Origin of the sequence: Thiomicrorhabdus sediminis (genome assembly GCF_005885815.1) — a bacterium.
GTDB classification, from domain to species: domain Bacteria; phylum Pseudomonadota; class Gammaproteobacteria; order Thiomicrospirales; family Thiomicrospiraceae; genus Thiomicrorhabdus; species Thiomicrorhabdus sediminis.
In genome coordinates this window covers 330,906-348,810 of the sequence record NZ_CP040602.1, presented here as the reverse complement: position 1 = coordinate 348,810, position 17,905 = coordinate 330,906, and the positions used below count along the sequence as shown (strand labels likewise).

Genomic DNA, 17,905 nt, shown 5'->3' with positions numbered 1-17,905 from the left:
CAAAAACGCCAGCCAATTCATGCTGTGGATCAGCAGTAAAAGTTAAATTACTTAACTTCGACTTCGATACCAGCTTCTTTAAGGTCGTTAGCCATAGCTTCAGCTTCTTCCTTAGACACACCTTCTTTAAGTGTGAATGGAGCGCTTTCAACTGCTTCTTTAGCTTCCTTAAGACCAAGACCTGTCGCACCACGAACTGCTTTGATCGCTGCAACCTTGTTGTCGCCAGCGCCAGTTAGGATAACGTCAAATTCAGTCTTCTCTTCTGCGCCCGCACCAGCGTCACCAGCAGGACCAGCAGCAACCATAGCGGCAGCAGATACACCAAATTTCTCTTCCATTGCTTCAACAAGTTCTACAACTTCCATTACAGACATGTTGGCAACTGCTTCTAAAATATCATCTTTTGATACAGACATTGTAATCTCCAAAAATTAAATAGGTTTTAAACTTATGTTTAATAAATTAAGCGGCTTCCGCTTCTTTTTGTTCTTTGATCGCAGTAAGTGCGCGAGCAAGTTTCGCAACAGGCTCTTTCATAACAAATAGAAGTTTCGCAACAGCTTCATCGTATGTAGGTAGAGCAGCAACGGCAGCCAACTGGCTAGCGTCCATTACACCTTCACCGATAGACAATGACTTAACGATTAGTTTGTCATTGCTTTTCGCGAAGTCTTTGAAAACACGCGCAGCAGTTCCTAGCTCTTCGCCAGCGAATGCATAAACAAGCGGACCTGTAAAAGTGTCAGCCATGTCTTCAAATTTAGTACCAGCTACAGCACGACGTGCAAGAGAGTTTTTAACAACTCGAATCTGCACACCCGCTTCACGAGCGTTAGCACGTAATGTGGTCATTTGCTCTACAGTCAACCCACGATATTCAGCAGCTACGATTGAACCAGCTTCTGATGCAATAGCAGAAACTTCTTCAACGACCAGCTTTTTATCTTCGATATTGAGTGCCATATAACCTCCAAAACAGTTTGATTCATATCAAATCAAACTCTTCCATCTACGTAGGCTTAAATCTATTAAGAGTACAATTGATGCACTCGCCTACGGTCTGCGATGGGCGCTCTCTATCAACCTATAGGTTTTAGGAGACCCTATTCGCAAATAATGCCTGCACCGATTACTCGGCGCAACCATCATTATAGTGATGACTGATCAACTACTAGGCCTGGACCCATTGTAGATGAGATAGTCACTTTCTTAACGTAAGTACCTTTAGCTGAAGCAGGCTTCGCTTTGTTTAGGTCTTCCATTAAGGCATTTAAGTTTTCTTTCAGCTTGTCTGCTTCGAAAGCAACAGTACCGATAGAAGCGTGGATGATACCCGCTTTATCTGCACGGAAACGAACCTGACCAGCTTTAGCGTTATTGATAGCACCAACAACATCAGGTGTTACAGTACCAGTCTTAGGGTTAGGCATAAGACCACGCGGACCTAGAACCTGACCCAGCATACCAACAACGCGCATAGCGTCTGGAGAAGCGATTACTACGTCGAAATCCATCATACCTTTCTTGATTTCGTCAGCCAGGTCTTCCATACCTACGAATTCAGCACCCGCTTCTTTCGCAGCAGCCTGGTTAGCTTCACCTGTAAATACTGCTACGCGAACGTCTTTACCAGTACCGTTAGGCATTACAGTCGCGCCACGTACAACCTGATCAGATTTACGAGGATCGATACCTAGACGAACTGAAACATCAACTGATTCTACGAACTTAGCAGTCGCTAACTCTTTAACCAGGTTTAGACCTTCAACGATGTCATAAGATGCATCACGGTTTACTTTTTCAGCGAAAAGCTTTTGTTTTTTAGTCAACTTTGCCATCTTATTAACCCTCTACCACTAGACCCATTGAACGAGCAGAACCCGCAATGATCTTAACTGCAGCATCCAAATCGTTTGCATTCAAATCAGCCATTTTAGTGTTAGCGATCTCTTCAAGCTGAGCGCGTGTCACTGTACCAACTTTGTTTACGTTTGGAACACCAGAACCAGACTTGATGCCAGCCGCTTTCTTCAAAAGAATTGACGCTGGAGGAGTCTTAGTGATGAATGTAAAGCTACGGTCGCTGTATACAGAGATAACAACAGGAACTGGCATACCTTTTTCAAGGCTCTGAGTCTGTGCGTTGAACGCTTTACAGAATTCCATAATGTTAACACCGTGCTGACCTAGAGCAGGACCAACTGGTGGACTAGGGTTTGCATTTCCCGCAGGAACCTGCAACTTGATATAGGCTTCAATCTTCTTAGCCATGATTTTCTCCTAATTTGGGTATAACGCCTCGCATCCAACCAGACACTCAGCTTCCCGATGAAAAAATATTAATTCTTTTCGACTTGAGTGAACTCAAGCTCAACCGGAGTTGAACGACCAAAAATTAATACCGAAACTTGTAGCTTGTTCTTGTCGTAATCGACACCTTCGATAACCGCTTCAAATTCTTTGAAAGGACCATCGATAACACGAACCATTTCGCCTGGCTCATAGATAACCTTAGGACGCGGCTTATCAACACTCGTTTCAACGCGCTGAAGGATACGATCCACTTCTTTCTGCGTAATCGGAGCCGGACGATCACTCGTTCCGCCGATGAAACCCATCACCTGAGGTACACTCTTAACCAAGTGCCATGTATCTTCGTTCATATCCATCTGAACCAATACATAACCTGGGAAGAACTTACGCTCTGAAGTGCGCTTCTTACCGTCACGAATCTCAACCACCTCTTCCGAAGGAACCAAGATTTCACCAAACTGATCGGTTAAACCGGCACGCTCAACGTATTCCGCTAAACTTTTCTTTACTTTGTTCTCATACCCTGAATACGCGTGAACTACATACCATCTTTGCGCCATCTTAACCACCTTGTCCTGTTAATAGCTTGACTGCCCATAGGAAGAACATGTCAACCAACCACAAAAAGATCCCAATTAAAATAACGACCACAAAGACGATTAGCGTCATTTGCACTGTCTCAGGGCGTGTTGGCCAAACGACCTGACGAACTTCTCGTTTCGCCAGCGTCAGATACTGAAACCAACTCTTACCAACAGATGTCTGATATAAAATGAACATTGAAATAGCTGCTCCAGCAACTACTCCTAAGACTCGAACGACTGGGTGCATTTCCTGGAAAACATAATATCCAACGACAGAGCCAATCAACACCGCTAAAGACAATAAAATCTTAACCGTATCCAATGAACTCGAGCTTTCCTGATTCTCTATTTCTTTACTCATAAAATCTATTAGCTAAATTAAAAACGACCCGCATTCGCTAAAATGCAGGTCGTCGAAATGTGGCAGGGGTAGAGGGATTCGAACCCCCAACACCCGGATTTGGAATCCGGTGCTCTGCCAATTGGAGCTATACCCCTGGATTTAGTTCGCGAAAAAAAAAGGGGATTATAACCCCCTTTTTTCGCTAAGGCAAGCGTGTTTCAGAGATTAGTCAAGAATCTTAGCAACAACACCCGCACCAACTGTACGTCCACCTTCACGGATAGCAAAACGTAGACCTTCTGCCATCGCGATCGGGTTGATCAATTCTACAGTCATCTGTACGTTATCACCAGGCATAACCATTTCTGTACCAGCCGGTAATTCACACGCACCAGTTACGTCAGTTGTACGGAAGTAGAACTGTGGACGGTAACCGTTGAAGAATGGAGTGTGACGTCCACCTTCGTCTTTTGAAAGTACATATACTTCCGCTTCGAACTTAGTATGTGGTGTTACTGTACCCTTATGAGCAAGTACCTGACCACGTTCGATGTCTTCACGCTTAGTACCACGTAATAGGATACCTACGTTATCACCCGCTTCACCTTGATCTAGAAGCTTACGGAACATTTCTACACCAGTAACTGTTGTAGTTGTTGTTGGGCGAATACCAACGATTTCGATTTCTTCACCAACTTTTACAACACCGGTTTCAACACGACCTGTTGCAACAGTACCACGACCCTGGATAGAGAAGATATCTTCTACAGGCATTAGGAATGGCTTGTCTGTTTCACGCTCTGGAGTCGGGATGTACTCATCAAGTGCATCGATCAAACGACCGATTGATGGCTCACCGATTTCAGACTGGTCACCTTCGATTGCTTTAAGAGCAGAACCCATGATTACAGGAGTGTCATCACCTGGGAAATCGTAAGTATCTAGAAGTTCACGAACTTCCATTTCTACCAATTCCATTAGTTCTTCATCATCAACCATGTCAGCTTTGTTTAGGTATACAACGATGTATGGTACACCTACCTGACGTGATAGAAGGATGTGCTCACGAGTCTGTGGCATTGGGCCATCTGCTGCAGAACATACTAGGATCGCGCCGTCCATCTGCGCAGCACCAGTGATCATGTTTTTAACATAGTCAGCGTGACCTGGGCAGTCTACGTGTGCGTAGTGACGTGTTTCTGATTCATACTCAACGTGTGCTGTTGAGATTGTGATCCCACGCTCACGCTCTTCAGGTGCGTTATCGATAGATGAGTAATCTTTTACATCACCACCGTACTTCTTACCCTGTACGATTGTTAGTGCCGCTGTAAGAGTTGTCTTACCATGGTCAACGTGACCGATAGTACCAACGTTTACGTGCGGTTTGGAACGTTCAAACTTTTCTTTTGCCATGATGCAAACTCCGTTATAGCGACGCATGCACAAAGCATAACGACACCGTCATTATAAAATGGAGCTTCCAGCCAGGATCGAACTGGCGACCTCATCCTTACCATGGATGCGCTCTACCTACTGAGCTATGGAAGCAAATTAAAAAGGCCCTCCCCATCAATCTGAACAAGTCAAACTAACAAAGAGAGCCTTTGGAATAGTGGAGCGGGTAGGCGGAATCGAACCCCCGTCATCGGCTTGGAAGGCCGAGGTAATAACCACTATACGATACCCGCTTGGTGGAGGGTGGTGGATTCGAACCACCGAAGGCTGAGCCAGCAGATTTACAGTCTGCCCCCTTTGGCCGCTCGGGAAACCCTCCAAATTGTGAGTGCGTATTCTATAGAAATATCACCCTCTGTCAACAACAAATTTCACAAAAGATGAATTTTATTTCAATTCATTGAAGCCTAGAAAATAGCGCGCCCGACTCAATTTGAAAAATCATATTATCAATCAATAGCTTAATTGTAAACGTGGCATATTTATTTACTTTGCTGTTTTATCGCAATTTATTCCACAATGATTTATTCAACGCGTTCTTAGCCACCTGCCGGCAAATATTTTTTATCTGTTTTTCACTATTTCTGTACTGACATACGGCTTTCATAATCCCTCCCGGCCATTACTTATATAATAAGCCGGTCACTATTGTTAATTTATCAACCGCAGGAGCCTGGCTTTGCACACTGAATGCCGTTATCACAATCTATCCGTTGTCTATCAAGACGAATCCCTGGTTGCGATTCATAAACCGGCAGGCTTGTTGGTGCACCGCTCTCCTATCGATAAACATGAAACCCAATTTGCTGTACAGATGACTCGTGACCTTATCGGCCAAGAAGTCTTTCCGGTGCATCGTCTCGACAAACCCACCTCGGGCTTATTGCTGTTTACCCTTAATAAAGACGCCGCACGTCATCTAGGTGAACAATTCATGCAACACAGCCTAAGTAAAACCTATTGGGCAATCTGTCGCGGCTGGGCAAATGAGTCAGGCCATATCGATCACGCGCTGAAATTCCATAAGGACAAGATCGCCGATAAGACGCGCCGTGACGAGGAACTGATTCAAGAGGCCTTTACCGATTACCGTACCTTGGCGACCACGACATTGGACAAGCCTTTGGGCAAATACCCGCAACAGCGTTATTCATTGTTGGAGCTAAAGCCGCAGACCGGGCGCAAACACCAATTGCGTCGTCATATGAACTTTATCAACCACCCGATTATCGGCGATGTGCGCTATGGTGACCGCCACCATAACCACCTGTTTAATGACTGGCTAGGAATCCACCGCTTATACCTTGCCGCCACCCAGCTCGAGTTTATTCATCCGGATACAGAACAAGCAATCAGCATTAAAGCGCCATTGGAAGACAGCTTTGCAGAGACACTGAACATACTCAAACTCACCTCTTGACGTTACTGATAAACTAGTCTGTAGATAATTTGTCAAAAAGATTAAAAAACCATGTCCCAATCAACCACGCATCAACTGTCACAACACTGGCAAGAATTGTTGGATTACGACCAACAACATATCTGGCACCCCTATGCGCAAAGCCCTAGTCAAATTCCGGCAATCGGCGTAGCAAAAACCCAAGGTTCGATTATCACTCTAGCCGATGGACGTGAACTGGTTGATGGCATGAGTTCCTGGTGGGCGACCTTGCACGGCTATAATCATCCTGCGATTACGGCTGCAATGAAGAATCAGATTGATACCATGCCGCACATTATGTTTGGCGGCCTGACCCATGAACCGGCGATTGAACTGAGCCGTCGCCTGGTGGAACTAACACCACAAGGGCTGGATAAAGTATTTATCAGCGACTCCGGTTCGGTGGCCGTTGAGGTGGCAATGAAAATCGCCTTGCAATACTGGATCAGCCAGGACAAACCGCAAAAACACAAACTGATGACCGTGAAAAACGGTTATCACGGCGACACTTTCGCCACCATGGCGGTGTGCGACCCGGTCAATGGCATGCACAGTTTGTTTAAAGAGGTTTTACCACAGCACCATTTTTGCGACGCGCCGCAAATGGGCTTTGACGCTAACAGCGACAATGAAGATATTAACCAAGTGCGCCAAATGCTGGAACAATACCATCAGGAAACCGCCGCCTTTATTATCGAGCCGATTGTCCAAGGTGCCGGCGGCATGCGTTTTTACCGCCCGGACTATCTAAAACAGCTGCGCGCATTATGTGATGAGTTTGATGTGTTATTGATTGCCGATGAAATCGCTACCGGCTTTGGTCGCACCGGCAAACTGTTCGCCTGTGAATGGGCGGGAATCAGCCCGGACATAATCACCCTAGGTAAAACCCTGACCGGAGGTCATATCAGCTTGGCGGCAACGCTGGCAAGCACACATATTGCCGAAACACTGAATAGCGGCAACCCCGGCATTCTCGCCCATGGCCCGACCTTTATGGGCAATCCTTTAGCTTGTGCCGCGGCGGTTGCCAATATTGATGTATTGCTAGCTTCCGACTGGCAAGCCAATATCCAACGTATTGAACAACACTTTAACGATACGCTATTACCGCTAAAAGAATTGGATGGTGTCGCCGATGTACGTGTATTGGGTGCGATTGGCGTAATTGAACTGGAACGAAGTGATTTAGGCCCAGCCGTGCAAGCCGCGGCGATAGAAAACGGTATTTGGCTAAGACCATTCGGCAAACTGGTTTACACCATGCCAGCCTATAATATTAACAATCATAATTTAAGGATTTTAAGTTCGGGAATTACAAAAGCAATACTAAATTTAAATATGTAACCAGCTTCTAGCATCATCTAACGAATATGAGTCAAACTTATTACCTTTACCATTTAATCTCTTTAAAGGTTCAACATCTGCTGGCTTACCTATGCGGGTCAATACTACGTCTTTGAAAGATTTAACATGAAATACCGCAAAAGCCCCGCTAAAATCACACCCCCTAAAGACATCTTCATTTGTTGAAAAACCATCCCAGTTTGTCGCCTGAAGCATTGTTTCTGAAAAATAGCTATGCTTTGACTTCACCAGCGCAAAATCGCACAATTGCATTTCTGCACTTTTAAATAAAACAGAATCAAATCGTGCTCTTAAAAATGAAGCTGAAATTAAATTTGCAACTAAAAAATTGCAGTATTTTAATCGCGCATTAGTAAAATCTGCATTGAACAGCAAGCATCTTGTGAAATCTATATTCTCAAGCTCAGCACCTTCGAAACAGACTCCTTGCATAGTAGAAGCTGTAAAATCTAAATTTACTAAGTAGGTATTTTTTAGACTTACTCCAAGTAGACTAATTCCTCTCAATGAATATGAATGATTCATCAATAAATTAAACCATTCCTCTGATGCTATTTGATTAATTTGTCTAGCTAGTGGTCGGTGTTCTATCTGCCATTGAATTTCAAAATTTGAAGGATTTTTAGAATTCTCAGTAATGTACTTCAGTATCTCATAGTGCTCAACACTTAAAACACTTACAAAAACTTCAAAAGCACTGCGCTTAAATATTTCTCCAAACTCTCCTCTTAGATAAGTTCGCAAAGAATGTAAAGCTGAAATCTGCAGTGTTTCCACACGTTTTGTTTTCTTACCATCTTCATATCCATCAGAAATATTACCGGTAGCCCATTCTTGAAGCTTTTGAAATTCTTTTAGCGTTACATCATGATGTTGACGCTCCAATTCTCGAATATTATTTTGATCACGAAAATACCAAACCATTAATGCCACTGGTGCCCCCACCAAAAGTGCAACCGCAGCCGAAAACACTCTAGTATCTACAGTATTCATTTGACCAAACTGCCAAAGTAGAAGTAGAACCCCAAATGAAACTAAACCCGAAACTACAATCCAGCGCAATCTTACACGACTTTCAAACTTCCTTGGCACCGAAGCATATTTCTTCTGCAGAACTTTAATTTTCTGCTCATGGCTTAGTGCCTTGAACCCCTCACAATTTTCATCTTTGACCCTAATTTCCGGTTCAAATAAATAAAGAGACCAACCCTTACAGTATGGCTCACAAAACTTCCATATTTTGCTTACTGAATGATCTACGGCAACTAACCACACCAATAAAGCCAAGCCCGTAATGCCAATTAATAAAGTTAAAAGAATATCTATCGGTAACTTAACTAATGCAATAGTCGTATCGAATCCCATGACACCTAAAGCAAGCACTAAAAAAGAAAAAACGATTATCTTTAACCAAGCCACAAAATTTCCCCACGTTACGAAAACTGCCAAAGCCAACTATACGATGTTTTACCAATAAACATAAAATTTAACCTGCAAAATCATTAAATAATTAATAGCTTTTTCTGCAATTCACTATAAAATCGCAATTTCTATCGACTGATTTTTCAGCGTTGTTTTTACTAATTTGACGCAACAGAATTCTTAACAGCTCACCACAATTTGCCTGCCCTAAATTCTGCCATGTCCGCTTAAGTGTGGGAGTTTCACATGGAACACTTTAATGAATTTATCGACCTTCTTAAATCACTAATCCGCGAACCGAGTGTCGTCGGTGCCGAGCACGCGTTTTTTCGTGTACTACAGCGTGAACTGGAAGAACGCGGTGCCAAGGTCACCTGGTATGAAGGCTTATTGGTCGCACAAGGCAATGAACCGAACAGCGCGATGTTCTCCAGCCATATCGACCGTCATGGCCTGGTCTGTACCGGGCCTAACGAGTTCCAGTTTGCCGCGTTTGTTGCCGGTAAAACCAATAACAACTATCCGGAAAGCTCAATCAGCAATGAACTGAAAATGACATTGATGAACCGTTTTGAGAATACCCAGGTTTTGGCCTATGAGCCATGGTCGGGCGCTTATCGCGGTACCGGTAAAATCAATAACGCTTATATTTGCGAGTTCCGCAATAACCTTATTTTCGAACTGGAAGGCTTGGAGCACGTTGTGGCCGGCACACCGGTCGGTTTTCGCGATAAATTGAAAATCAATAACGGCTTATTATCGGGACAACTCGACAATGTCTTGACTGCAGCGATTCTGGTTCACCTGTTTAGTTTGGGTTATCAAGGTACGGCGTTTTTCACAGCCGAAGAAGAGTGCGGCGCGAGCTGGCGTTATCTGCTCGAATGGTTCCGTCGTTTCGGTGGCTCGACCAATGAGCTTTATGTATTGGACACCAGCCCCTACAAAAACCGTTTTGAAGCGGATAAACAACTGGTGGTATTGCGCAACCGTGATGAATTCGCGGAATTTAATGCGCTTACCACCCAGAAGGTTGCCCAACTTTGTGAAAAACTGGAGATTCCATACGGCTATAAAGACCTCTATATTCTGGAACAGAACCAGTTGTCGCCGGAAAACAGCAGTAATATCGGGCGTACCGAATTAGGCCGAATTACCGCCAATTCGCAAGGTCTGGTGCATGGCACGACCATTCAGATTCCAACCACCGGGTATCACACCATGAATGAGACCGCATCGATCGCTTCGGTAGAAGCCTTTATGCAAGTGATAATGACATTGGCGAATCTGCGCGATACTCATTACAGTCATTGATTTAGGCAACACCGATACATAAAAAGCCACCGACTGCATAGCAAACGGTGGCTTTATTGTTTAGCACTGTCATTTTTATGTTAAAACCAGCGCTTCCATTTAAAGAACATTATCTGGGCGACAATCAGACCGATAATAATCCAAATAAAATAACGAAACGCTTGCGGGTTTTCCGCCCCCGGAATACCGCCGACATTGATGCCTAACAAACCGGTTAAGAAGCCTAAAGGCAAAAACACCGCGGTAATGATCGACAATACATACATTCGATTATTAAGCTCTTCGCTAATGCGGTTCTGCAATTCTTCCTGCGCGACCATCGCTCTTTCACGAATCGCCTCCAAATCCTCCAAGGCACGCGTGACCCGGTCGACTACCTCGCGCAACAATATGCGGTCGTCGCTATCGATCCAAGCCAGTTTTTCCATGGTCAGACGCATTAGGGCTTCTTTTTGCGGTGACAGATAACGTCTTAAGGCAATCACCTGGCGGCGCAGATTCCCCAACTCGGTTCGCAGCACCAATTGCTTGCTTTCCAATACGCGTGCTTCCAGATCCCCCATGGCATCATCGAACTTTTCCACCACCGAGCTGATTTCCCAGACCATTCTGTCGGCCAGTTCGATTACCAGCTCACCAAGTGTTAAAGGACCTGATCCGCGTTCCAAGCGCAACACCACATCATTGATTGCCTGCAAATCACGCTTCAAGGTACTGATTAGGCGCTTATTGTCACGCCACATACGCACCGCAACCATATCATCCGGATCGGAGGTCGGATTTGGATTGATGCCTCGCCAAGCCATCAGCAAATCTTCAGCATAACTTTGGCAACGCGGACGCGACTCACTGCTTAACAGGGTTTCGGCAACGGAGATATCCAAACCGGATTCATGAAACAACCACTCCTTGACTTCATACTGACTGTAATCAAGGTGCAGCCACAATTCGCCCTGCTCGGCATGCCAGTTTTTCACCTGTTGCCAGCTCAATGCCTTGGCTCCACCTTGTCCGTCAAGCAAAAATGCGTAAATCAAACCTTGTGTCATCGCTTTACCTTTAGATATCACCATTAATGCAAATAGAGCTGTCTATAGTATGCCATCTACTTAGTGGCAATCGCCACATAAGAGTCTAGCGGCAGTGCCGATTCGGCAATAATCCGCACATCGGAAAACCCGGCATCAAGCAGCAAATGCTTGACTTGCTCGCGACTATAGCGAGCAAACAATTCCTCATCCAACTGCATGGCATTGATCTGTTCAGCGTCTCTGAAGCCGATAACCAACTGTCCCTGTGGCTTTAAACAACGAAGGATTTCTAGCAGATGCGGAGCCAAAGGCTGCCAGAAATAGAGCGTATTGGCACAACAAACCTTGTCGAACCGAGCATCACCATAAGGCATCTGTACACTATTACCCAGTTGCAATTGCAGTTTATGATCGGTCAATAATTGACGGTTACGCTGAGAAGCCTGCTCAACCATCGTTGTGGAAAAATCCAAACCAAAAACTTGATAAGGTCTATCCACCTTGACAGCAATCTGTTGCAGCAAAACTCCTGGACCAAAGCCGATTTCCAGAACATGGTCGGTATGCTTTAGATCAAGAGAGGAGAAGATAAGTTGATTGAGAGCGGCATTGCCGTTGATGAACATCGGCTGGGCGATATATTTACCGTACCAGCCTGATGGTTGCCGGGCTTGCTTGGCGAGGCCTTTTTTGCTCATTACCAGTTTTAAAATTGTCATAGTTAACATCAAAAACCAGTTTGGCATCACGGCCTCCTTGCTTACCCGATTGTAGTGCTTAGCGCTTATTAGGCTTCGATAATTTCATAGTCGTGCGACATCTCTACCGCTTTTTCCAACATTTTCGAAACCGAACAGTACTTGTCGGCCGACAAGCTCACCGCACGAGCGACTTTCTTTTCGTTCAGATCGGTTCCGAACACCTTGAAGTGCACATGGATCTTGGTAAATACACTCGGCACACTATCGGCACGTTCAGCGGTGATTTCCACCTGACAGTCTTTGACTTGATCAGGCTGGCTTTTATTAAGCATCATCACCACATCAATCGAAGTACAACCACCTAGACCCAACAGCACCATTTCCATAGGGCGCGCGCCTTTATTTTCACCACCTACGGAAGGGGCCGCATCCATCAATACAGAGTGCCCACTTTCGGTAGTGCCTTCAAACGCCATTCCGCCTTGCCATTTGATTACTGTTGCCATGCTGTCTCCTATATACCGTTAATTTAAACCATTCTGACCTAAGCCAAGTTTAAAGGGCTTCGGTCTCCGGGTCAAAAATGTCTTCGACCACCACCACTTTTGGTTTCGGATAATAGTTGAACTCGGTGGCAGAAGCAATGGTATAAGCCCCCATCTGCTTACCGATCAAAATATCACCGACCTCCAGTTCCGGCAGTTCGATATCTTCAGCGACCACGTCGATACTGTCGCACGTCGGCCCTGCCAACACACTCGGTAAGAACTCACCGGTCGGGTCGAACGGCTTCAAAGGCGCCAACGGATACTGTGCATGGTCGAACATCTGTCCACTGAACCCACCATAAACGCCATCATCCAGGTAATACCACATACGCGCACCACGCTTGGCTTTACCGACTACCGATACCACCTCGATCATAGACGGTGCCGAGATAAAACGTCCCGGCTCGGCAAACACGTCAACACCATCCGGAACTTCTGTAAGCGCTTCACGTAAAGGCGCACAGAAATCGTCAATCGGTAGCACTTCTTCCTGATAGGAAACCGGGAAACTGCCACCTATATCCAAAAACTGCCATTTAACATGAGGCATGACTTTCATCGCCGCCACACTGGCACGCACCGCATTGACCTGAGTCATTGGCGATAATGACTGTGAACCGACGTGGAACGACAAGCCGACAACGTCAATACCGTGAGACTGCGCAAACTCAACCAAAACCGGTAGTTCTTCCAGCGAACAGCCGAATTTACGTGACAGATCGACCACCGCCTGCTGGCTACGGAAACTGACTCGAATAATCAACTGCGCTTGACCGGCATAAGGAATGAATTTTTTCAGCTCATCCATATTATCGATAACAAACCGGGTACAGCCGAACTCCAGACCGCGCTTAATCTCCTTATCCTTTTTGATCGGGTGTGTATGAATACAGCGGTCGCCGGTGATCCCTAAAGATTCGACCAGTTCCACTTCGCCAATCGTAGCCAGGTCAAAATAGCCGCCGATCGACTTCAAACGTTTGATCAATTCAGGATGAGAAAGCGATTTCAGCGCATAGAACAGCTTCACGCCAGGCAATGCCGCCTGTAGCGATTTATACTGATATTCGACCTCACTCAAATCCAACACCATAAACGGTGTTTCATGCTTTTCCACCAGCTCCTGCAAGCTGGCACGGTCAAATTCTTGTAACACATCAGGGTGTGTTTCTTCAGCAAACAGCTGCTCTAACTCAGTATGGTTAATCATTTTAGGCAATCCAAAACATATTGAGGTAACGCAAAGCTCCCCTTGTGTACCTCAGGAGTATAAAACCGGGTTTTTATACCGGACGCTTTGAAACGTTGCTTGATAACCTCATCTGGCGTTTCGATCAAATCTAAATTATCGGTAGCCCAAGCGAACGTCATAATACCGCCGACATAGGTCGGTACCGCGCCGCTATAGAAGCTCGCCTGCTTGAACAAAGGTGACAGACGCTTATAGGTCGTTGTCACTTCATCGGTCTGCATAAAGCTGACACCGTTTTGTGCGACAAAAACCCCATCGTCATTCAAGCAATTTTTAATGCCTTGGTAAAAACGCGATGTGAACAGCACTTCACCCGGCCCCATCGGATCGGTCGAGTCTGAAATAATGACATCGAATTTTTCTGTACATTCATTAACAAAATCGACTCCATCGGCAATCACAATGTTTGCTTTCGGGTTGTCGTAAGCACCTGCGGAATGATTGGGCAGATACTTGATACACATGTCGATAACCTGCTGGTCGATCTCCACCTGAGTCACTGACTCAACCGTGTCATGCTTTAGCACTTCGCGCAGGATACCGCCGTCACCACCACCGATGATCAACACCTTTTTGGCATTGCCATGCGCCATCATCGGCACATGCACCATCATCTCGTGATAGATGAATTCGTCTTTTTCCGTGGTTTGGATAACGCCGTCCAGCGCCATTACCGTGCCCCACTGGGCATTATTAAAAATAACCAGATGCTGATGACCCGTATTTACTTCAAACAACACTTCGTCCATCACAAACTGCTGGCCCCAACTCGGGTAAAGTGTTTCCAAGTAAGTATTAGTCATCGATCTTCACCTCACCACGCAGCAGGTTATCCACCTTAACATCAGTTGGCGTAAAGGCCTGTTTAAGCACTTCAATCGCCAGTTCAGGCTGAGAATCACCACACATAAAGACATCGAATGCCGCATAGTTGCGTTCCGGCCAAGAATGCACACTGATATGTGATTCGGCCAATACCGCAACACCGGAAATTCCGCCGTTAGGTGTAAAGTGATGAAGGTGGATATGCAACAAGGTTGCTTTAGCTTTTTCCACACCTTCGCGCAGGGCTTGTTCCATCAACTGCAAGTCATCCAAGCGCGAAGCACCCCAAAAGTCTGCAATAATGTGAGTTCCGGCAAACGTTTTACCTTCACGGGTAATGAAATGATCCAAAGTCTGATCTTCTACCGCTTGGTCATGTGTTGGCCATGAATCGTCAATGATTGTTGTTTTTTCTACAACTTCAAAATGGTCGTTACTGGTAACCAGTACATTTTCTGAATGTGACATCTTGAGCACCTTTTGAAAACACCCGTAAAATTAGATGAGCTACGGATGAATGATTAATATTAGTCCAACGGACAAAGGCTAGTCTGTTGAACCCCAACCACATGATTTCTGTCATGTGAGGTGTTAACCATTTTTCTTTCTGTTGCCTTTAGTTAATTCGCATTTTTGCAAAAATTTCAAAGGTTTCTGTGTGAAAAAGGAAGATGCGTATTATTGGATTTTTTGAAAAAAAAGCAAGTATTTTTTTATCCTGTCAGCAAATTTTCTTTTAGCGGAGCCAATACGCATTTTCAGGCATAAAAAAACGCGCCGAAGCGCGTACAAACTTTTTTAAAAGTGAGTATTGTTTGATTATTCCTCACTAGCAATCGAAAGACTTAGATCACTATGCCACTCGCTTACCTAGTGTTGCCTTAGGTGAAATACTTGCCCGTAATGACTTATAGCGGGCAGGTATAGCTAAGATAGCAACCCACTCTTTAAAAAACAAAAAGAAATCTTTTACCTAATAATAAAAATCACTTATTTTTTAAAACTGATGCCGGCCATCCATCACCTCGATTATTTTTATTGTTAAAAATCAAAAACAAGCGCATAATTCGCTTCCTCAAAATTTGGAAGCATTCTTATGCAGAGCTTATCGGTAGAAATCATTGCGCACATGATTGATGCGCTGGTCGAAAAAGGCTGGTGTGAATGGCCGAATGCCATTTCCAATGAGCTATGTTTGCAACTGCTCAATGAACTGGACGCCTTGGATGAACAAGGTCAGATGGAAGAAGCCGGGATTGGTCGTGGACAACAACACCAAAAAAATCATGGTATCCGCCGCGATTCTATCTACTGGCTAAACGGTCAAAGTGAAGCGCAACAACAGTATCTCGCACAAATGGCACTGCTACAACAGCAACTCAATCGTGAGCTGTTTATGGGTTTGTTTGAATACGAATGCCACTATGCGCTTTATAGCCCGGGCGACTTCTATAAAAAACACAGCGACAGTTTCCGCGGCAATGCCAATCGCATGATTACCACCGTACTCTACCTTAATCCGCAATGGCAAAATGAATGGGGCGGTGAATTGGTCATCTACAGTGAAGATGGTGAACAGGTTTTACATACCGCAATGCCGGAAATCGGCAAGTTGGTGGTTTTCTTAAGTGAACAGACACCACACGAGGTATTGCCGACACAGCAACCCCGTGCCAGTATCGCCGGCTGGTTCCGTTGCAATGCCTCAACGGCGATAAACCTCGACCCGGCACGCTGATTTAACGGTCGCATTGAATGGCCTCACAGCTTTTCGAACCGGATAAATCCAACTGCTGCATCTCTTGCCAAGTCGCGATGATATTCTTGTCATCGGCCTTTAATTGCAAAGCACATGCAGCGGCTTGTTGCGCGCTCTGATAACAACCTTCGTGTTTTAACAGATACGCATAGTTATTCCATAGCTCGGCACTGTCTTTAATATTGCTCAGCGCTTGCTTGAGCACGGCAGATGCATCCTGATAACGCTTTTGCTTATAAAACAGATTGCTTAAGGCTAACCATGGCTTGTCTTGTAACGGCCAGTTTCGCGTTGCCGCCCGATAGGATTGTTGCGCCTGTTGATAACGCTTTATTTTTTCTAAATCCAAACCGGCCGCCAACCATTTGGAAACGGTTGCTGTAGGCGGAACCTTATCGGCATCGGTAACCACCAATGCCCAATAATTCGACTTACGCCAGGTTTGTTCGAAATTGCTCAGCGACGTTGTCCAGCGCTTGCTGGTGGCTGAACGTAAAATAATTTCAGAGCGATTCAGGTCATAACCGACTACCACCGCAAAATGCCATTGCGGCATGTTCTCGAAAGCCAAATTTTGCAACACCAGCACCGGATTGCCTGCATCAACTTCTCTTAGCAGATCCTCAAGACTCGGATCCAATGGATAAGGCAGTTTGCCGTATTGGCGAGTCGCGGCAATCATCTCTATTTGAAAACTGCCCTGACGTTTCGGCACATAAACTTTGGCGCGCAGCTCTTCCGGCTCGACATTAATATTGTTGTAGTTAAGCACTGTCGCCAAGGCCGCCGGCCCACACTGATATTTCTGTTGGGGGAAAAAGGGCACATCGGTCAACTCGACGGCCTTGGCAATCGATAAATTGTCCCAACCGTTTTGTTGCAGTTGCTTAACCTGTGGCGCATAGGCACAGCCTTGCATTACCGCAACAATCAGCACAAACAAAACACCCGACAAAAGCCGGGTGTGTAATCGCTGTATTAATGCGCTTGTCATTAACGAATCGGATCGACAAAATCGAATAGATCGGTCGCCCCTAATGCATCGGTAATGATAAAGACCACAAATAAAAATACCGCCAATCCGACAATACCTTCACCGGCAGGCAGGGTTTCCATCTGCTGATTAAGCTGTATGACTTCTTGATCTGTCAGTGCCGCCACACGCTGTTCGATATCTTGAGATGCGACTCCCATATTTTCAAACTGGACTTTGACATCTTCACGCTGCAAAAACTCGTTCAGCTTAGCGCGTTCATCGATCATTTGTGCGTTTTGCACAATTTCTTCAGTGCCTACCATTGCCGCCTGCACCGGTAACGCCAATACACTAAAGAACGACAATAAAACACTTAATGTAATTGCTTTTCTCATTTTGTAATCTCCTCTCGATAAGGAGTTTTAGCATAGCAAAGGCCTTTCTAAACTGCAAAAGCGAATTGCTCACTTAAAGGGTTCCGTAAAAAAGATGTCAGCCTGCGTCAGCAAATCTTCATAATCCGGACAATGAAGCTAGATCACAGCCATAAAAAAACGCGCTCAAGAG

20 protein-coding genes and 4 tRNA genes are annotated in these 17,905 nt (G+C 45.2%); 4 read left to right on the top strand and 20 right to left on the bottom strand.

The genetic code is table 11. The annotated features are described in order from the left end of the window. Window positions 1-47: 47 nt before the first annotated feature. From rplL to FE785_RS01475, 11 genes are all read right to left on the bottom strand, one after another. The gene (gene rplL / locus FE785_RS01525; protein WP_138563727.1) at window positions 48-419 is read right to left on the bottom strand and encodes a 50S ribosomal protein L7/L12; all 372 of its coding nucleotides are present in this window, start codon (window positions 417-419) and stop codon (window positions 48-50) included. A 46-nt stretch (window positions 420-465) separates the two neighbouring features. After that, window positions 466-966, bottom strand: coding sequence for a 50S ribosomal protein L10 (gene rplJ / locus FE785_RS01520; protein ID WP_138563725.1), 501 nt, complete (start codon window positions 964-966; stop codon window positions 466-468). Between the two features lie 185 nt (window positions 967-1,151). Further along, complete coding sequence (gene rplA, locus FE785_RS01515) at window positions 1,152-1,841, bottom strand: 50S ribosomal protein L1 (RefSeq protein ID WP_138563723.1); 690 nt, start codon at window positions 1,839-1,841, stop codon at window positions 1,152-1,154. A 4-nt stretch (window positions 1,842-1,845) separates the two neighbouring features. Beyond that, complete coding sequence (gene rplK, locus FE785_RS01510; protein ID WP_138563721.1) at window positions 1,846-2,274, bottom strand: 50S ribosomal protein L11; 429 nt, start codon at window positions 2,272-2,274, stop codon at window positions 1,846-1,848. 68 nt (window positions 2,275-2,342) lie between these two features. Next, window positions 2,343-2,876, bottom strand: a complete 534-nt coding sequence (gene nusG / locus FE785_RS01505) for a transcription termination/antitermination protein NusG (protein WP_138563719.1) — start codon at window positions 2,874-2,876, stop codon at window positions 2,343-2,345. Between the two features lies 1 nt (window position 2,877). Beyond that, a complete protein-coding gene (gene secE, locus FE785_RS01500) occupies window positions 2,878-3,261 on the bottom strand; it encodes a preprotein translocase subunit SecE (protein ID WP_138563717.1) in 384 nt (127 codons plus the stop codon). A gap of 60 nt (window positions 3,262-3,321) precedes the next feature. Further along, window positions 3,322-3,398, bottom strand: a tRNA-Trp gene (locus FE785_RS01495). 70 nt (window positions 3,399-3,468) lie between these two features. Continuing rightward, window positions 3,469-4,659, bottom strand: a complete 1,191-nt coding sequence (gene tuf / locus FE785_RS01490; RefSeq protein WP_138563715.1) for an elongation factor Tu — start codon at window positions 4,657-4,659, stop codon at window positions 3,469-3,471. 59 nt (window positions 4,660-4,718) lie between these two features. Then, window positions 4,719-4,794: transfer RNA gene (locus tag FE785_RS01485), tRNA-Thr, on the bottom strand. A 65-nt stretch (window positions 4,795-4,859) separates the two neighbouring features. Beyond that, a tRNA-Gly gene (locus FE785_RS01480) sits at window positions 4,860-4,934 on the bottom strand. A 1-nt stretch (window position 4,935) separates the two neighbouring features. Then, window positions 4,936-5,020, bottom strand: a tRNA-Tyr gene (locus FE785_RS01475). Between the two features lie 360 nt (window positions 5,021-5,380). Here FE785_RS01475 and FE785_RS01470 point away from each other — a divergent pair. Together FE785_RS01470 and FE785_RS01465 are read left to right on the top strand one after the other, a co-directional pair. Continuing rightward, on the top strand, window positions 5,381-6,121 hold the full coding sequence (locus FE785_RS01470; protein WP_138563713.1) for a pseudouridine synthase: 741 nt from the start codon (window positions 5,381-5,383) through the stop codon (window positions 6,119-6,121). A 51-nt stretch (window positions 6,122-6,172) separates the two neighbouring features. Next, window positions 6,173-7,489, top strand: a complete 1,317-nt coding sequence (locus tag FE785_RS01465; protein ID WP_138563711.1) for an adenosylmethionine--8-amino-7-oxononanoate transaminase — start codon at window positions 6,173-6,175, stop codon at window positions 7,487-7,489. Here the strand turns inward: FE785_RS01465 and FE785_RS01460 are convergent. Continuing rightward, window positions 7,478-8,929, bottom strand: a complete 1,452-nt coding sequence (locus tag FE785_RS01460; RefSeq protein WP_138563709.1) for a pentapeptide repeat-containing protein — start codon at window positions 8,927-8,929, stop codon at window positions 7,478-7,480. The two genes, FE785_RS01465 and FE785_RS01460, sit on opposite strands and share 12 nt — an antisense overlap. A gap of 249 nt (window positions 8,930-9,178) precedes the next feature. On the opposite strand from FE785_RS01460, the gene FE785_RS01455 reads away from it, so the two are divergent. Beyond that, complete coding sequence (locus FE785_RS01455; protein ID WP_138563707.1) at window positions 9,179-10,246, top strand: zinc-binding metallopeptidase family protein; 1,068 nt, start codon at window positions 9,179-9,181, stop codon at window positions 10,244-10,246. Between the two features lie 80 nt (window positions 10,247-10,326). Here FE785_RS01455 and FE785_RS01450 read toward each other — a convergent pair whose 3' ends face one another. Genes FE785_RS01450 through speD form a run of 6 tightly spaced genes read right to left on the bottom strand, consistent with a single transcriptional unit; the run spans window position 10,327 to window position 15,071 of the window. Then, window positions 10,327-11,295, bottom strand: coding sequence for a zinc transporter ZntB (locus tag FE785_RS01450; protein WP_138563705.1), 969 nt, complete (start codon window positions 11,293-11,295; stop codon window positions 10,327-10,329). A gap of 56 nt (window positions 11,296-11,351) precedes the next feature. Beyond that, the gene (locus FE785_RS01445; protein ID WP_138563703.1) at window positions 11,352-12,023 is read right to left on the bottom strand and encodes a class I SAM-dependent methyltransferase; all 672 of its coding nucleotides are present in this window, start codon (window positions 12,021-12,023) and stop codon (window positions 11,352-11,354) included. A gap of 41 nt (window positions 12,024-12,064) precedes the next feature. Then, window positions 12,065-12,484, bottom strand: coding sequence for an OsmC family protein (locus tag FE785_RS01440; protein ID WP_138563701.1), 420 nt, complete (start codon window positions 12,482-12,484; stop codon window positions 12,065-12,067). A 49-nt stretch (window positions 12,485-12,533) separates the two neighbouring features. Beyond that, window positions 12,534-13,736, bottom strand: a complete 1,203-nt coding sequence (locus FE785_RS01435; protein WP_138563699.1) for a type III PLP-dependent enzyme — start codon at window positions 13,734-13,736, stop codon at window positions 12,534-12,536. Continuing rightward, window positions 13,733-14,581 (bottom strand): polyamine aminopropyltransferase, encoded by an 849-nt coding sequence (gene speE / locus FE785_RS01430; protein WP_138563697.1) that lies wholly within the window; start codon window positions 14,579-14,581, stop codon window positions 13,733-13,735. Before speE ends, FE785_RS01435 begins: the two co-directional genes overlap by 4 nt. Continuing rightward, a complete protein-coding gene (speD, locus tag FE785_RS01425; protein ID WP_138563695.1) occupies window positions 14,574-15,071 on the bottom strand; it encodes an adenosylmethionine decarboxylase in 498 nt (165 codons plus the stop codon). The genes speE and speD overlap by 8 nt, the downstream gene beginning before the upstream one ends. A gap of 628 nt (window positions 15,072-15,699) precedes the next feature. Here speD and FE785_RS01420 point away from each other — a divergent pair. Further along, window positions 15,700-16,341 (top strand): 2OG-Fe(II) oxygenase, encoded by a 642-nt coding sequence (locus FE785_RS01420; RefSeq protein WP_138563693.1) that lies wholly within the window; start codon window positions 15,700-15,702, stop codon window positions 16,339-16,341. A gap of 1 nt (window position 16,342) precedes the next feature. On the opposite strand, the gene FE785_RS01415 is transcribed toward FE785_RS01420, so the two are convergent. Both FE785_RS01415 and FE785_RS01410 read right to left on the bottom strand, forming a co-directional pair. Next, complete coding sequence (locus tag FE785_RS01415) at window positions 16,343-17,356, bottom strand: PA2778 family cysteine peptidase (RefSeq protein ID WP_138563691.1); 1,014 nt, start codon at window positions 17,354-17,356, stop codon at window positions 16,343-16,345. Next, the gene (locus FE785_RS01410) at window positions 17,356-17,733 is read right to left on the bottom strand and encodes a DUF6627 family protein (RefSeq protein ID WP_138563689.1); all 378 of its coding nucleotides are present in this window, start codon (window positions 17,731-17,733) and stop codon (window positions 17,356-17,358) included. Before FE785_RS01410 ends, FE785_RS01415 begins: the two co-directional genes overlap by 1 nt. Window positions 17,734-17,905 lie beyond the last annotated feature (172 nt).

What these genes read in the sequence shown, in the direction of transcription:
- rplL (WP_138563727.1), bottom strand. Translation starts at nt 419, where the DNA reads ATGTCTGTATCAAAAGATGATATTTTAGAAGCAGTTGCCAACATGTCT.
- rplJ (WP_138563725.1), bottom strand. Translation starts at nt 966, where the DNA reads ATGGCACTCAATATCGAAGATAAAAAGCTGGTCGTTGAAGAAGTTTCT.
- rplA (WP_138563723.1), bottom strand. Translation starts at nt 1,841, where the DNA reads ATGGCAAAGTTGACTAAAAAACAAAAGCTTTTCGCTGAAAAAGTAAAC.
- rplK (WP_138563721.1), bottom strand. Translation starts at nt 2,274, where the DNA reads ATGGCTAAGAAGATTGAAGCCTATATCAAGTTGCAGGTTCCTGCGGGA.
- nusG (WP_138563719.1), bottom strand. Translation starts at nt 2,876, where the DNA reads ATGGCGCAAAGATGGTATGTAGTTCACGCGTATTCAGGGTATGAGAAC.
- secE (WP_138563717.1), bottom strand. Translation starts at nt 3,261, where the DNA reads ATGAGTAAAGAAATAGAGAATCAGGAAAGCTCGAGTTCATTGGATACG.
- tuf (WP_138563715.1), bottom strand. Translation starts at nt 4,659, where the DNA reads ATGGCAAAAGAAAAGTTTGAACGTTCCAAACCGCACGTAAACGTTGGT.
- FE785_RS01465 (WP_138563711.1), top strand. Translation starts at nt 6,173, where the DNA reads ATGTCCCAATCAACCACGCATCAACTGTCACAACACTGGCAAGAATTG.
- FE785_RS01455 (WP_138563707.1), top strand. Translation starts at nt 9,179, where the DNA reads ATGGAACACTTTAATGAATTTATCGACCTTCTTAAATCACTAATCCGC.
- FE785_RS01450 (WP_138563705.1), bottom strand. Translation starts at nt 11,295, where the DNA reads ATGACACAAGGTTTGATTTACGCATTTTTGCTTGACGGACAAGGTGGA.
- FE785_RS01445 (WP_138563703.1), bottom strand. Translation starts at nt 12,023, where the DNA reads ATGCCAAACTGGTTTTTGATGTTAACTATGACAATTTTAAAACTGGTA.
- FE785_RS01440 (WP_138563701.1), bottom strand. Translation starts at nt 12,484, where the DNA reads ATGGCAACAGTAATCAAATGGCAAGGCGGAATGGCGTTTGAAGGCACT.
- FE785_RS01435 (WP_138563699.1), bottom strand. Translation starts at nt 13,736, where the DNA reads ATGATTAACCATACTGAGTTAGAGCAGCTGTTTGCTGAAGAAACACAC.
- speE (WP_138563697.1), bottom strand. Translation starts at nt 14,581, where the DNA reads ATGACTAATACTTACTTGGAAACACTTTACCCGAGTTGGGGCCAGCAG.
- speD (WP_138563695.1), bottom strand. Translation starts at nt 15,071, where the DNA reads ATGTCACATTCAGAAAATGTACTGGTTACCAGTAACGACCATTTTGAA.
- FE785_RS01420 (WP_138563693.1), top strand. Translation starts at nt 15,700, where the DNA reads ATGCAGAGCTTATCGGTAGAAATCATTGCGCACATGATTGATGCGCTG.
- FE785_RS01415 (WP_138563691.1), bottom strand. Translation starts at nt 17,356, where the DNA reads ATGACAAGCGCATTAATACAGCGATTACACACCCGGCTTTTGTCGGGT.
- FE785_RS01410 (WP_138563689.1), bottom strand. Translation starts at nt 17,733, where the DNA reads ATGAGAAAAGCAATTACATTAAGTGTTTTATTGTCGTTCTTTAGTGTA.